This is a genomic window from Pseudomonas lundensis (genome assembly GCF_015377145.2).
Taxonomy (GTDB): domain Bacteria; phylum Pseudomonadota; class Gammaproteobacteria; order Pseudomonadales; family Pseudomonadaceae; genus Aquipseudomonas; species Aquipseudomonas lundensis.
The window spans coordinates 144,387-157,899 of sequence record NZ_CP062158.2; the positions used below are offsets into that span (position 1 = coordinate 144,387).

Annotated in this window: 13 protein-coding genes; 8 read left to right on the forward strand and 5 right to left on the reverse strand. The window is 60.5% G+C overall.

The genetic code is table 11. From position 1 onward, the window contains the following. Window positions 1-169 precede the first annotated feature (169 nt). From exbB to IF654_RS00925, 6 genes are all read left to right on the forward strand, one after another. A complete protein-coding gene (gene exbB, locus IF654_RS00900; protein ID WP_047278738.1) occupies window positions 170-1,177 on the forward strand; it encodes a tonB-system energizer ExbB in 1,008 nt (335 codons plus the stop codon). A gap of 6 nt (window positions 1,178-1,183) precedes the next feature. Then, a complete protein-coding gene (exbD, locus tag IF654_RS00905) occupies window positions 1,184-1,609 on the forward strand; it encodes a TonB system transport protein ExbD (protein WP_047278735.1) in 426 nt (141 codons plus the stop codon). Then, entirely contained in the window at window positions 1,606-2,355 is a 750-nt protein-coding gene (locus IF654_RS00910; RefSeq protein WP_047278733.1) for a TonB family protein, read from the forward strand. The genes exbD and IF654_RS00910 overlap by 4 nt, the downstream gene beginning before the upstream one ends. 161 nt (window positions 2,356-2,516) lie before the next feature. Next, window positions 2,517-3,437, forward strand: a complete 921-nt coding sequence (locus tag IF654_RS00915) for a hydrogen peroxide-inducible genes activator (RefSeq protein ID WP_047278730.1) — start codon at window positions 2,517-2,519, stop codon at window positions 3,435-3,437. Window positions 3,438-3,445: 8 nt separating this feature from the next. Then, entirely contained in the window at window positions 3,446-5,521 is a 2,076-nt protein-coding gene (gene recG / locus IF654_RS00920) for an ATP-dependent DNA helicase RecG (protein ID WP_047279208.1), read from the forward strand. Window positions 5,522-5,599: 78 nt separating this feature from the next. Beyond that, complete coding sequence (locus tag IF654_RS00925; RefSeq protein WP_047281545.1) at window positions 5,600-7,000, forward strand: aminoacyl-tRNA deacylase and HDOD domain-containing protein; 1,401 nt, start codon at window positions 5,600-5,602, stop codon at window positions 6,998-7,000. A gap of 48 nt (window positions 7,001-7,048) precedes the next feature. Here IF654_RS00925 and IF654_RS00930 read toward each other — a convergent pair whose 3' ends face one another. The 4 genes from IF654_RS00930 to IF654_RS00945 all read right to left on the reverse strand — a co-directional run bounded on the left by IF654_RS00930 (window position 7,049) and on the right by IF654_RS00945 (window position 9,455). Beyond that, window positions 7,049-7,432, reverse strand: a complete 384-nt coding sequence (locus tag IF654_RS00930; protein ID WP_047278726.1) for a hypothetical protein — start codon at window positions 7,430-7,432, stop codon at window positions 7,049-7,051. 207 nt (window positions 7,433-7,639) lie between these two features. Continuing rightward, window positions 7,640-7,915: an HU family DNA-binding protein gene (locus tag IF654_RS00935; RefSeq protein ID WP_047278724.1), complete on the reverse strand. Its 276-nt coding sequence runs from the start codon at window positions 7,913-7,915 to the stop codon at window positions 7,640-7,642. Window positions 7,916-8,104: 189 nt separating this feature from the next. Continuing rightward, window positions 8,105-9,253, reverse strand: coding sequence for an NAD(P)/FAD-dependent oxidoreductase (locus IF654_RS00940; protein WP_095009374.1), 1,149 nt, complete (start codon window positions 9,251-9,253; stop codon window positions 8,105-8,107). Window positions 9,254-9,287: 34 nt separating this feature from the next. After that, window positions 9,288-9,455 (reverse strand): rubredoxin, encoded by a 168-nt coding sequence (locus IF654_RS00945; RefSeq protein WP_041071620.1) that lies wholly within the window; start codon window positions 9,453-9,455, stop codon window positions 9,288-9,290. Window positions 9,456-9,664: 209 nt separating this feature from the next. On the opposite strand from IF654_RS00945, the gene IF654_RS00950 reads away from it, so the two are divergent. Beyond that, a complete protein-coding gene (locus IF654_RS00950) occupies window positions 9,665-10,219 on the forward strand; it encodes a chorismate--pyruvate lyase family protein (RefSeq protein WP_169835784.1) in 555 nt (184 codons plus the stop codon). Continuing rightward, entirely contained in the window at window positions 10,219-11,109 is an 891-nt protein-coding gene (ubiA, locus tag IF654_RS00955) for a 4-hydroxybenzoate octaprenyltransferase (RefSeq protein WP_094987319.1), read from the forward strand. Before IF654_RS00950 ends, ubiA begins: the two co-directional genes overlap by 1 nt. An 18-nt stretch (window positions 11,110-11,127) precedes the next feature. Here the strand turns inward: ubiA and IF654_RS00960 are convergent, their stop codons facing one another. Further along, window positions 11,128-13,509, reverse strand: coding sequence for a penicillin acylase family protein (locus IF654_RS00960; RefSeq protein ID WP_083333121.1), 2,382 nt, complete (start codon window positions 13,507-13,509; stop codon window positions 11,128-11,130). Window positions 13,510-13,513: the final 4 nt, after the last annotated feature.

Here is a 13,513-nt window from a genome sequence, read left to right on the forward strand (position 1 = left end):
AAAGCTACAAAGCGGCACGAAAAGGTCAGACGTTGGTCGTGACACTGGAAAAAAACAGGTGCTATTGCTTTTGTTAACAAGAATTACTTGCAATAATAACGCATCATTTGTCCTTGGTCTTACACGCGTTGTAGGGCAAAACCCTAATACTTTCTCAGGTCCGGCTAGCATGACACGCAATCATTCCACCGCTTCGCCAACCCAGCCGTTGAGCCCGACACGCCTTTGGCGTGGAGTGGCGGCGCTGATGTTCAGCCTGTTACTTGCTCCTGCTGCGGCGTTTGCCGATGAGCCAACGACGCCTGCCACCCAGCCTGCTGCCGTCGCGCCTGCTCCAGCGGATGCGGCAGCTCCTGCCACGCTTCCTGTTGTCACTCCTGACGCTACTACGCCGGCCAATGCTGCTGACGGTGTTGCGGTGCCCGCTGAAGACGCACAACAAATCGTCGCTGAAGAAGGCAACAGCCTGGGCATGGCCCACGACCTGTCGCCTTGGGGCATGTATAAAAATGCCGACATCATCGTCAAAATTGTGATGATCGGTCTGGCTATTGCTTCGATCATTACCTGGACCATCTGGATTGCCAAAGGGTTTGAAGTGCTGGGCGCCAAGCGTCGCCTGCGGACCGAAATCGCCAACCTGAAAAAGGCCCGCACCCTTAAGGAAGCCAGCGAGTCGGCCGCCAAAGAAGGCACCCTTGCTCACCTGCTGGTGCAAGACGCTCTCGAAGAGATGCGTTTGTCGGCAAACAGCCGTGAAAAAGAAGGCATCAAGGAACGTGTGAGCTTCCGCCTGGAACGCCTGGTTGCGGCATGCGGCCGTAACATGAGCAGCGGCACAGGTGTATTGGCCACCATCGGTTCGACTGCCCCGTTTGTTGGTTTGTTCGGGACCGTGTGGGGCATCATGAACAGCTTCATCGGCATCGCTAAAACGCAAACCACCAACCTGGCTGTTGTTGCGCCTGGTATTGCCGAAGCCCTTCTGGCGACGGCTTTGGGCCTGGTTGCAGCGATCCCGGCGGTCGTGATTTACAACGTCTTCGCCCGCTCGATCACCGGCTACAAGGCCCAAGTGGCAGACGCGTCGGCCGAGGTGTTGTTGCTGGTCAGCCGTGACCTCGATCACCTGCCGCCTGAGCGCAGCTCGCAACCGCACATGGTGAAAGTGGGGTAATCGGCCATGGGCCTGCATTTAAAAGAAGGCGCAGACGATCTCGCCGAGAACCATGAAATCAACGTCACGCCCTTCATTGACGTGATGCTGGTGCTGCTGATCATCTTTATGGTGGCCGCTCCGCTGGCCACTGTGGACATCAAAGTGGACCTGCCCGCCTCGACAGCCAAGCCTGCGCCTCGTCCCGAGAAGCCAGTGTTTCTGAGCGTCAAGGCTGACCAGCGTCTGTTCCTGGGCGAAGAGCCGGTATCGGTTGAAGCGCTGGGCCCGACCCTGGATGCCCGCACGCACAACAACAAGGACACGACGATCTTCTTCCAGGCCGATAAAGGCGTGGATTACGGTGACTTGATGAGCGTAATGGATGCATTGCGCGCAGCCGGTTACTTGAAGGTGGGTCTGGTCGGACTTGAGACGGCAGCCAAGAAATGAGCATGACGCGCCAAAAGATGACGCGTTACGGAATCAGCCTGGCCGTGGTATTGGGCGTCCATGCAGTGGCGGTTATCCTCGCCCTGCAATGGTCTAACCCGCGCGCGATCGAATTGCCGCCTCAGGCGATGATGATCGATCTCGCGCCACTGCCGGCACCGCCTCCTCCTGCGCCGCCGAAAGTGGTGACCCCACCACAGCCGCCGGCACCGGTAGAAGAGTTGCCGATCCCCAAGCTGGCCGAAGCGCCCAAGCCGAAGATTTCTGTTCCTAAACCGGTCAAGCCCAAGCAGAAGCCGCAGCCTCCCAAGCCTGTGGAAAAGAAGCAGGAGCCGGTCAAAGAGAAGCCTTCTGAAGAAAAACCGAGCGATGCGACGCCCACCAAGGCGCCAAGCGAGAAGTCAGCCGCCCCGGTCCAAGGGCCGTCGGCACAACAGTTGGCGGCGAAGGCCAGTTGGGAAGGCGCCTTGCTGGCTCACCTGGGCAAGTACAAGAAGTACCCGGCGGCTGCGCAGTCGCGTGGCAAGGAAGGCCTGAACCGGCTGCGCTTCGTGGTCGATGCCGAGGGCAAGGTGTTGTCCTATGAGTTGGTAGGACGCTCGGGCAACGCCGATCTGGACCGGGCCACCCTGGAAATGATCCGCCGGGCACAGCCGCTGCCCAAGCCTCCGGCAGACATGCTGACCAACGGCAGCATCGAAATTGTGGCGCCTTTCGTTTATTCGATCGATAAACGTCGGCGTTAACATCAGAAAGGGCACCGCGAGGTGCCCTTTTTGCGTCTGCAAGCGCAAGAAAACAGCTCAGGCACTGATTAGCGACTGTAGCTGCGTGGGTAATGTCTGATAACGTGCGTCTATCGATTGCAGCCGTTATGCTTTGGCCCGCAACCACATGGACGCCCGCTATGACTCTTACAGAATTGCGTTACATCGTTACTCTTGCCCAAGAGCAACATTTCGGCCATGCGGCTGAGCGTTGCCACGTCAGCCAGCCGACCCTGTCGGTGGGCGTGAAAAAACTGGAAGACGAACTCGGTGTGCTGATTTTTGAGCGCAGCAAAAGCGCCGTGCGACTCACGCCCGTGGGTGAAGGCATTGTGGCCCAGGCCCAAAAAGTACTGGAGCAGGCACAAGGCATTCGCGAGCTGGCCCAAGCGGGTAAAAACCAGCTGACTGCTCCGCTCAAGGTCGGTGCGATCTACACCGTTGGCCCCTATCTGTTTCCGCACCTGATCCCGCAACTGCACCGGGTCGCCCCGCAGATGCCGTTGTACATCGAAGAAAACTTCACGCATGTGCTGCGCGACAAACTGCGCAACGGCGAACTGGACGCGATCATCATCGCCCTGCCGTTCCAGGAAGCGGACGTGCTGACCTTGCCGCTCTACGACGAGCCGTTCTACGTGCTGATGCCGAGCGAGCACCCGTGGACCAAAAAAGAAACCATCGACGCCAGCCTGCTGAACGACAAGAGCTTGTTGTTGCTGGGTGAAGGCCATTGCTTCCGCGATCAGGTGCTTGAAGCATGCCCGACCCTGACCAAAGGCAATGACGGCGCCAAGCACACCACGGTGGAATCCAGTTCGCTCGAAACCATTCGCCACATGGTGGCCTCCGGTTTGGGGATTTCGATCCTGCCGCTGTCGGCGGTAGACAGCCATCACTATTCCCCCGGCGTGCTGGCGGTGCGTCCACTGACGCCGCCCGTGCCATTTCGGACGGTTGCGATTGCATGGCGCGCCAGTTTCCCGCGGCCCAAAGCCATTGAGATCCTCGCTGATTCGATTCGCCTGTGCTCGGTGGCCAAGCCGCCCGCGGCGACATAAGTGCTGCCATGACCGAGTTGTCGAAGGTGTCGGTCACTGCGCTCAAGGGTGTGGGCGAGGCCATGGCCGAGAAATTGGCCAAGGTCGGGCTGGAAACCGTACAAGACGTATTGTTCCATTTGCCGCTGCGTTATCAGGACCGCACCCGCGTCGTGCCCATCGGCGCGTTGCGGCCGGGTCAGGATGCGGTGGTCGAAGGGCGGGTGATCGGCGCCGATGTGGTCATGGGCAAACGCCGCAGCCTGCTGGTGCGCATCAATGACGGCACCGGCGGCCTGAGTCTGCGCTTCTACCACTTCAGCAATGCGCAAAAGGAAAGCCTCAAGCGCGGCACTGAAGTACGGTGTTACGGCGAAGCGCGTCCCGGCGCATCGGGGCTGGAAATCTACCACCCGGAGTACCGCGCCATCACGGGCGATGAGCCCCCTCCGGTGGACACCACCCTGACCCCGATTTACCCCACGACGGAAGGCTTGACCCAGCAACGGCTGCGCCAGTTGAGCCAGCAAAGCCTGGCCATGCTGGGACCGCGCAGCCTGCCGGACTGGCTGCCGCCGGAGCTGGCCAAAGACTACCAACTGGCCCCGCTGGACGAAGCGATTCGCTATTTGCACCAGCCGCCGGCCGATGCGGATGTAGAAGAGCTTGCCCTCGGCCATCATTGGGCTCAACACCGGCTGGCTTTCGAAGAACTGCTCACCCATCAGCTCTCCCAGCAGCGGCTGCGTGAAAGCCTGCGTTCGCTGCGTGCTCCGGTTTTGCCCAAGGCCAAACAGTTGCCTGTTCAATTTTTGAACAATCTTGGGTTTTCGCCCACGGGTGCCCAGGTCCGTGTGGGCAACGAAATTGCCTACGATCTCAGTCAGCACGAGCCCATGCTGCGTCTGATCCAGGGCGATGTTGGCGCCGGTAAAACGGTGGTCGCGGCCATGGCGGCGTTGCAAGCGCTGGAGGCTGGCTATCAAGTGGCATTGATGGCACCGACGGAGATCCTCGCCGAGCAACACTTTATCAGCTTCAAACGCTGGCTGGAACCGCTGGGGCTTGAAGTGGCGTGGCTGGCGGGCAAGCTCAAGGGCAAGGCACGCGCCTCTGCGCTGGAGCAGATCGCCAATGGCGCGCCGATGGTGGTGGGCACGCACGCGTTGTTTCAGGATCAAGTGCAGTTCAAGAACCTGGCCCTGGTCATCATCGACGAGCAGCACCGTTTCGGTGTCCAGCAGCGGCTGGCCCTGCGCAATAAGGGGGCGGGCGGTGTGATATGTCCGCACCAATTGATCATGACCGCCACCCCGATCCCGCGCACGCTGGCCATGAGTGCTTACGCTGACCTCGACACGTCGATCCTCGACGAATTGCCCCCCGGCCGCACGCCCGTCAACACTGTGCTGGTGGTCGACACCCGGCGTGTCGAAGTGATCGAGCGGGTGCGTGCTGCGTGTGCCGAAGGCCGTCAGGCGTACTGGGTGTGCACCTTGATCGAAGAGTCTGAAGAGCTGACCTGTCAGGCGGCAGAAACCACCTATGAAGACCTGTCCAGCGCCTTGGGCGAGCTGCGCGTCGGCTTGATTCACGGCCGCATGAAAGCCGCAGAAAAGGCCGAAGTCATGGCGTGTTTCAAGGCCGGTGAGCTGCAATTGCTGATTGCTACCACCGTGATTGAAGTCGGGGTCGACGTGCCCAACGCCAGCCTGATGATTATCGAAAACCCCGAGCGTCTGGGCCTGTCGCAATTGCACCAGTTACGCGGCCGCGTCGGGCGTGGCAGTGCCGTCAGCCATTGCGTGCTGTTGTACCACCCGCCGCTGTCGCAAATCGGCCGTCAGCGTTTGGGCATCATGCGCGAGACCAATGATGGTTTCGTTATCGCGGAAAAAGACCTGGAGCTGCGTGGCCCCGGCGAAATGCTCGGCACCCGGCAAACAGGCCTGCTGCAATTCAAGGTCGCGGACCTGATGCGCGATGCTGACCTGCTGCCTGCGGTGCGTGATGCTGCGCAAGCCCTCCTGGAGCGTTGGCCAACCCATGTCAGTCCGTTGCTGGACCGATGGTTGCGGCATGGTCAGCAATACGGGCAAGTCTAAAGCGCGTTCAGTAAATAGATCAGCGGCCGATTAACTGCCTGATAACCACATTCGAGTTGTAAGAACCGGACACACATCATGACTGAAGTCGCCAGCGCACCAACCTCCCCGAGCACACCCTCCGTTATCCGGGAATTGCTCGGCGAGTTGGCCATCCCATACCGGGAAGTCATTGACCACCCCGGCCTGAATCCCGCCCGCAAGGTCCAAGCCGCACTGCTCGATGATTCGGTCGGTGCGCTCATGGTCCTGTTCCCGCAGAGCCATTTGCTTGACCTCAACCGTTTGGCGGAATTGACCGGTCGGCGCATGACGGCCGTGGCTCCGGCCGCGCTGGAACGCATGCTCGGCAAACACGAACTGACGTTGTTGCCGGGGTTGCCAGCGCTCACCAGTTCGCCTTGTCTGTATGAAGAGCAACTGCTGCAACAGCCGCTGCTGCTGATTAATGCCGGGGAGTCGGGCCTGTTGCTGGAGATCTCGCAAGAGGACTTCAAAAGCATGCTGACCAAAGCCAGCGCGGGCCGTTTTGCCGAACCGCTGGCGGGGATCAAGCTCAACCTTGATCGGCCCGATGACGACAGCGAAGCCATCACTGAGGCGGTGCATGCGTTTACGGCGCGCCGCATCCAGCAGCGGCTGGAAGCCACCATCGAGATTCCACCGCTGGCCGAAACCGCACGCAAAATCATCCGCTTGCGCGTCGATCCCAATGCCACCATCGACGACATCACCGGGGTTGTCGAAACCGACCCGGCGCTGGCGGCTCAAGTAATGAGCTGGGCGGCGTCGCCGTACTACGCGTCGCCGGGCAAGATTCGCTCCGTAGAAGATGCCATCGTGCGGGTGCTGGGTTTTGACCTGGTGATTAATCTGGCGTTAGGTCTGGCCTTGGGCAAAACCCTGAGCTTGCCCAAGGACCACCCGCAATCGAGCACGCCTTACTGGCAACAGTCGATTTACACTGCGGCGGTCATTGAAGGGTTGACCCGCGCCATGCCCCGGGCCGGCCGCCCTGAAACCGGTCTGACCTATCTGGCGGGTTTGCTGCACAACTTCGGTTATCTGCTGTTGGCGCACGTGTTTCCGCCACACTTTTCGCTGATTTGCCGGCATCTGGAAGTGAACCCTCACGTCAGCCACAGCCTTGTCGAACACCATTTGCTGGGCATTACGCGCGAGCAAATCGGCGCATGGCTGATGCGTTACTGGGACATGCCTGACGAGCTGGCGACCGCGCTGCGCTTCCAGCACGACCCGCATTACGCCGGGGAACATGCCCAGTATCCGAATCTGGTGTGTGTGGCCGTTGGCCTGTTGCGTAGCCGAAGCATCGGTCACGGGCCTTATGAACCGCTGCCGGACGCGTTGTTTGAAAGCCTTGGCGTGACGCGCGAGAAAGCCGAAGACGTGGTCAGCAAAGTGCTGGAGGCTGAGGTGCTGCTGCGTGAGCTGGCAGCGCAGTTCAGTCAGGCGTAAAGCCGCCACGCCACTCAATACCCTCTCCCGGCGGGAGAGGGTCAGGATTCACTGGGCTTTTGGTTTTTTGCGCGGTTTGAGGTATTTGGTCAGGCCCTGAAACCAGATCACCTGTGCCGGATTACCCTTGATCTGAATCGACTTGTCCTGAATCCCGGTCATGAATGCCAATTGCTTGTTCTTGGCCTGCAGGGTCGCAAACCCGTAGGCCGCATCCTTGAACGCAATCGCAAAAGCCGGTTCCGGGTACAGCCCGGCGTGGCTGGTGATGCGTTGGTTTTTGACCTTGAAGTGACGGGCAACCTTGCCATCGAGGGTTTGCAGCTGGAACACCAGATCCTTGTCCACCAGTTGCTGCTGGAACGCGGGGTTTTTACGGCTGGCCTTGCTCATCAGGAAGCCCAGCATCCAGAGCAAAAAACGAAATTTCATCTACGCGGCCTCAGGGAAAAATAAATGGCCGGCGCAGTGTAGCGATTTGCTCAGGGAACGCCATATATCTGTAGGGATAGGCGTAGATAGGCGGGGTTTTGCCACTTATGGCCGCACGATTGTCTCATTGTCTATCAAGAATGGGCGACTGGCCGGGCCAGCGTGCCCATTCTTCATGGCCAGGTGCAGCTAATGGCCGGGCGAAGACTAAGGGTTGACGCTGTCTTTCAGGAATTTGCCAGGCTTGAATGCAACCGTGTTGCTGGCTTTGATCGTGACCGGCTGGCCCGTTTGCGGGTTTTGACCGGTACGGGCGCCGCGATGGCGCTGCAGGAACGTACCGAAACCGACCAGCGTGACGGTGTCTTTGCGATGCAGGGCGCCGGTGATTTCTTCCAGTACCGCATTCAGGACACGGTTGGCTTGTTCTTTGGTGAGGTCAGCCTTTTCAGCGATGGCGGCGGCGAGATCTGGTTTACGCATGATGAAGCCTCTTTGACGGTTTTTTGTTGTTATGTCCGTGCTGCTCTCTGTGGAGCAACGCCTAAGGCGCCGCAGGCTCTACGCTGCGGCAGACCGGTGTGAGAATGGCATGCGGCCAAAGCCGACGCCAGCATCGATCCGGCCTTTGTTGCCCCAAGGCAAAGGCATATGCGACAGAATTCGCAGCATTTACGCCAAAAGCGCAGGCAGCTCTTTGTTAAGCGCCAATTTCTCGCGAACGGCTTCGCCTGTCAGTGCATAGCCCAGCAATTTGCCATCTGCATCGTGGCACAGCGCCTTGATATCAGCGCCAGCGCCTTCAACCGACCACACGCCTTCGCAGCCACGGGGTACAGGCGAGACCACCAGGGGGCACACCGGCGTCTTGACGGTGATCGGCATGGCGCCGTAGCTGACGGCCGTCGGGTTGCCCGCCAGGGTTTGTGCGAGCGCGCGGGCGCAGCTCATCAACGGCATCACGTACAGCAAGCTCAGGCCTTCCACCTCGGCGCAGTCCCCGAGCGCGAAAATGTTGGCGTGGGAGGTTTTGAGCAGGCGATCCACTTCGATCCCGCGATTGACCCGAATCCCGGCAGCCGCCGCCAAGTCGATGCGCGGGCGCAAACCGATGGCGGACACCACCACGTCGCACGGGATGACGCTGCCGTCGGACAGCTGTGCGTGCAGCCCGTCCTCAGTCCGTTGCAGGCGGGTCAGCACCGGCCCGAGGTGAAAGCGGGCGCCGAGTCCTTCGAGGGCTGTTTTCACCGCCGTGGCGGCGGCCGGGTGCAGCAGGGTGGGCATGATTTGTTCGCACGGGGCGACCAGGTCCACTTCATAGCCGCCAGCGATCAGGTCATTGGCAAATTCGCAGCCAATCAGACCGGCGCCCAATATCAGCACACGGCGCTTGCCCGCAGCCGCGGCGCGAAAGCGTGCGTAGTCTTCCAGGTCGTTGATCGGGAAAATCGCGTCCTGAGCGTCACCTTCTACCGGCACCTGCACCGTTTGCGCGCCCCACGCCAAAATCAGGTCGCGATACGGGACGGCTTCTTCACCGATCCACAATTGTTTATGGCCGGGGTCGATGCCGCTGATGCGCGTATGGGTGCGCACTTGGGCCTTGAGTTGCTCGGCCATCGCGCCCGGCATGGCCATGCTCAGGCCGTCGGCTTCTTTGTTTTTGCCAAAACCGGTGGAGAGCATGGGCTTGGAGTAGGAACGCCCGTCATCGGCCGTGATTAACAACAGTGGGGTTTCGCTGTCCAGTTTGCGAAACTCCCGAGCCAGGTTATAGCCGGCCAGCCCGGTGCCCACGATCACGACAGGTGCGTTCATTCCATTCTCCATAGGGGTCAAACTCAAAAAAGGATCAGTTGATTTCGATCATCTCGAAATCCAGTTTGCCGACGCCGCAGTCCGGGCACAGCCAGTCTTCGGGCACGTCTTGCCACAGGGTGCCGGGCGCAATGCCGTCATCCGGCCAGCCATCGGCTTCGTTATAAATCAGTCCACAGACGATGCATTGCCACTTTTTCATGGGGATTTCCTTGGGTTCAGGCTTAGACAAGCCCACGGTTTCTTAACAACGGCACGTGGTGCTAGGTGAAATCAGGGCGTTTTGTACTGATCGCACGCCGCAGATGCAAGCCTGATGACGACCAATCGGTACTCAAGCGCTCAGGGCAAGGGCAGCGTGATAAGCTCGGCGCCCTCAATGGCTGCCAATTATGACCGACTGTGCCGCACATGACTTCCCCGTTGATCTCCCCCGTCTGGCTTGAGCAAAGTCAGCTTGGCGCCCTGCCCGACGCCCTCACCCTCGACTGGTTGTTCGATGAAGGTTCCCTGACCCGCCGCCTCACTGCTGTGTCGAATGACCACTTCAGCGTGTCGCCACTGTTTGAAGGCTGGCAAACCCTGCGCGAGGACGAATGCCGCGCCCTGGAGTTGCCCGCTGGCAGTCTGGGCTGGGTGCGTGAAGTGTATTTACGCGGGCATCAGGTGCCGTGGGTGTTTGCCCGCAGTGTGGCGTCCAAGTCCGCCCTTGAAGCGGGTGGTTTGAATATGGACGCGCTGGGCACGCGTTCACTGGGCGAGTTGTTGTTCAGCGATCAGGCGTTCGAGCGTGGCCCGTTGCAGGTGTGCCGCTACCCTCGGGACTGGTTGCCGGACGCCGACCGCACCGACAACCTGTGGGCGCGGCGCTCACGTTTTATGCGCGGGTCGTTGAGCGTGCTGGTGGCTGAAGTGTTTTTACCCAACCTGTGGGCCGCAGTGAGTGCCCGGCCGGAGACCAACTGATGTACGTGCGTTTGCTCAAATCTCTCAATCGCCTGAACCCCCGCGCATGGGACTTCATCCAGCTGACGCGCATGGATAAACCCATCGGCATTTACCTGCTGCTGTGGCCCACCCTGTGGGCGCTGTGGATTGCCGCTAAAGGGGTGCCCTCCCTGAGCAACCTGCTGATTTTCGTCTTCGGCGTCATCCTGACCCGGGCCGGTGGCTGCGTGATTAACGACTTTGCAGACCGCAAGGTCGACGGACACGTCAAACGTACTGAACAACGCCCTTTGGTGAGCGGAAAAATCAGCAGTAAAGAAGCATTGGTGTTTTTTGCCCTGCTCATGGGGGTCAGCTTCCTGCTGGTGCTGTGCACCAATGCGACCACCATCTGGCTGTCCTTCGGGGGCCTGGCCTTGGCGGCCAGCTACCCGTTCATGAAGCGCTACACCTATTACCCGCAAGTGGTGCTCGGTGCTGCGTTCTCGTGGGGCATGCCGATGGCGTTCACGGCCGAAACCGGCAGCCTGCCTGCGGCGGCCTGGTTGCTGTACATCGCCAACCTGCTCTGGACCGTGGCCTACGACACCTACTACGCCATGACTGACCGTGAAGACGACCTGAAAATCGGTGTCAAATCCACCGCCATCCTGTTCGGTGATGCGGATCGCGTGATCAACCTCAGCCTGCAAGGCCTGGCGCTGGGTTGCTTGTGGCTGGCCGGGACGCATTTTGAGTTGGGCGGCTGGTTCCACCTGGGCCTGCTGGTGGCTGCGGGCTGCTACGTGTGGGAGTTCTGGTACACCCGCGACCGCGATCCGCAGCGTTGCTTCAAGGCCTTCTTGCACAACCATTGGGCCGGGTTGGCAATCTTCGTCGGCATCGTCCTCAACTACGCCCTGGCCTGACCCCGGTCAGGTCAGCGCTTACGGCTGGGGCATCAAGCGCAAGGTGCTACGGGTGTTGAGCTGCACATCGGCTTCTTCCAGGTACGGTTTGTCGTACTGGCCTTCAATGTAGCTTTGCGCCTGATCCTTATAGTGCTTGTCGAACGGCACCCCGCTCTGGCCCACCGGGTTGATGGTCAGGGTGTGGGTCGGGTCTGCGAAATCGATCAAACGCCGCGTGGACGGGCCGTAACTCACCGGCCACGGCGCCGGCCCGAGTTTGGCCGACAGGTTATTGGGCACTTCATGGCTCCCCGGCGCGTCGAACGGGCCGACGTTGAGCAGCCAGTCCAGCGGCTTCTGTTTGCCCAGCGGGTGTTCTTGGGTCAGCGTGTGCGCCCTTCCCCACTGCCAATGCGCGGGATCGTCCCCCAAGGTGGCTTTGAGCTGAGTGATGCTGTTTTGCCAGGCGACCAGCACCGTGTCGGCCCGCGACTCTTTGGCCAGGGTGTGGCGATTGTCCCACCACGGCGATGTTGGATTGGCAATCAGGCGAGGTAGCGCTTCATCCACCAACCGGGTGGTCAGCAGAATGTCGAAGAAGGCATCGCCCAACTCATCCTGCATCGCGGCATCGGCCAGGCTGAACAGCAATTGATTGAACAGCGTGGCACTGGTTGATTCCAGCGGGTAGTCGCCTTGCCACTGCGCCAGTTGCTCCACCAGTTTCAGTTCGGCCGGGTCGCTCACCACCTTGCGCAGTACCGGCAGCAGGGCGGTGAGCACGCGCGGCCCATAACCCGTGGTGGTGCCCAGTTGCAGCGCCTGACTGTTTTTCAGGTTCCACTTCACACCGGGGGCGCTTAGCTGTCGATCGAGCTGCTGGCCGCGGTCTGCCAGGTTGTAATAGCCCGCAATCTCAATGCCGGCGGGTGAGACCGGCTGGAAGTTGGCCGACACGATATAGCCACGCGGCGGGTTCACTTCCTGCGGGTTGGCGCTGAACGGGTAAAACCCGGGCTTGTCGGCCTGCGCGGTGCTGCCATCCAGAATGAATGCCGGGTTCACCCCGGCCGCACGTTTGGGCAATTGCGCGGCGGCCCACCAGCCGATGTTGCCTGAGGCATTGGCCCAGACCACATTGAGCCCCGGCGAGTGGATGTACGTCGCGGCCTGACGCGCTTTGCTGACCGTGTCCGCGCGGTTGAGCCGGTAAAAACCTTCCAGAATCGGGTTTTTGGTTTCCAGAAAGCCCCACCACATGGCGATGGGCGTATTGCCAGCGATGCCACCCAGCACGTCGTTGATGATCGGCCCGTGCGGCGACTGACGCAGTACCAGCGTCACGGGGGCCTGGCCCTTGACGGCAATTTCCTGTTCGGTGCGGGTCATGTCGACCCATTGGCCCTGATACCAGACCTGATTCGGGTTGGCGGGGTTGGTCTTCTCGGCGATCAAGTCCAGGTCATCGTTCTGGAACATCGTCAGGCTCCAGCCGAACGCGCGGTTGTTGCCCAGAAACGCGAACGGCACCAGCGCCTGGTGATAGCCGTACAGGTCAAAATCAGGGGCCGACAGCTGCGCTTCGTACCACACCGACGGCACTGAAAAGCGGATGTGCGGATCGCCCGCCAGCAGCGGCTTACCGCTTTGCGTGCGTCTGCCTGACACGACCCAGGCATTGCTGCCTTCAAATTGCGGCAACCCGGCCTGACTCAAGGCGCTGTCGCTGAGCTGCGCCAGTGCGCCGAGGGATTTCCAGTCATTGGCTGCCAGCGTCGGGGGCAAGACCCCTTTGGGTTGCCAGTCGAGGTCAAAGACCTTCAAGTAATCGCTGCCCAGTTGATCGCGCACATAGGTTAGAAGCGGCTCGGTACGAAAAGCGGCCGCAAAGCTGTAGGCCATGTAGCCGGAGACGCTGATGGTGTCTTCGGCAGTAAACGCGCGGGGCGTGATGCCCAGCAGATCGAACTCCACGGGTGTGGCGTGGGTGGCCTGGTATTGATTAATACCGTCCAGATACGCTTGCAGCGCCTGCCAGGCGGGGGATTGTTGATCCAGTTCACTGACATAACTGGCCGCTCGCTCGCGAATGCGCAGGCTGCGAAACAGTTTGTCGGTGTCCACCAGTTTAGGGCCCAACACTTCAGCCAGTTCACCCCGGGCCAGGCGGCGCATGATTTCCATCTGGAACAGCCGATCCTGTGCCTGCACATACCCCAGCGCCCGGTACATATCCAGCTGATTGCCCGCGCGGATGTGCGGCACGCCGCGCTCGTCGTAACGCACGGTGACGGGCTCTTGCAGTGTGGGCAGCTCAACCTGGCCTTGACGCGTGGGCAATTTGCTCTGCACGTACCAGACTCCACCCCCGGCCACGGAGGCGACGATTAGGGCGATGACGGTCAGGCTGCGTTTCATGGGG

Coding starts and splice junctions, on each gene's coding strand:
- exbB (WP_047278738.1), top strand. CDS start 170: ATGACACGCAATCATTCCACCGCTTCGCCAACCCAGCCGTTGAGCCCG.
- exbD (WP_047278735.1), top strand. CDS start 1,184: ATGGGCCTGCATTTAAAAGAAGGCGCAGACGATCTCGCCGAGAACCAT.
- IF654_RS00910 (WP_047278733.1), top strand. CDS start 1,606: ATGAGCATGACGCGCCAAAAGATGACGCGTTACGGAATCAGCCTGGCC.
- IF654_RS00915 (WP_047278730.1), top strand. CDS start 2,517: ATGACTCTTACAGAATTGCGTTACATCGTTACTCTTGCCCAAGAGCAA.
- recG (WP_047279208.1), top strand. CDS start 3,446: ATGACCGAGTTGTCGAAGGTGTCGGTCACTGCGCTCAAGGGTGTGGGC.
- IF654_RS00925 (WP_047281545.1), top strand. CDS start 5,600: ATGACTGAAGTCGCCAGCGCACCAACCTCCCCGAGCACACCCTCCGTT.
- IF654_RS00930 (WP_047278726.1), bottom strand. CDS start 7,432: ATGAAATTTCGTTTTTTGCTCTGGATGCTGGGCTTCCTGATGAGCAAG.
- IF654_RS00935 (WP_047278724.1), bottom strand. CDS start 7,915: ATGCGTAAACCAGATCTCGCCGCCGCCATCGCTGAAAAGGCTGACCTC.
- IF654_RS00940 (WP_095009374.1), bottom strand. CDS start 9,253: ATGAACGCACCTGTCGTGATCGTGGGCACCGGGCTGGCCGGCTATAAC.
- IF654_RS00945 (WP_041071620.1), bottom strand. CDS start 9,455: ATGAAAAAGTGGCAATGCATCGTCTGTGGACTGATTTATAACGAAGCC.
- IF654_RS00950 (WP_169835784.1), top strand. CDS start 9,665: ATGACTTCCCCGTTGATCTCCCCCGTCTGGCTTGAGCAAAGTCAGCTT.
- ubiA (WP_094987319.1), top strand. CDS start 10,219: ATGTACGTGCGTTTGCTCAAATCTCTCAATCGCCTGAACCCCCGCGCA.
- IF654_RS00960 (WP_083333121.1), bottom strand. CDS start 13,509: ATGAAACGCAGCCTGACCGTCATCGCCCTAATCGTCGCCTCCGTGGCC.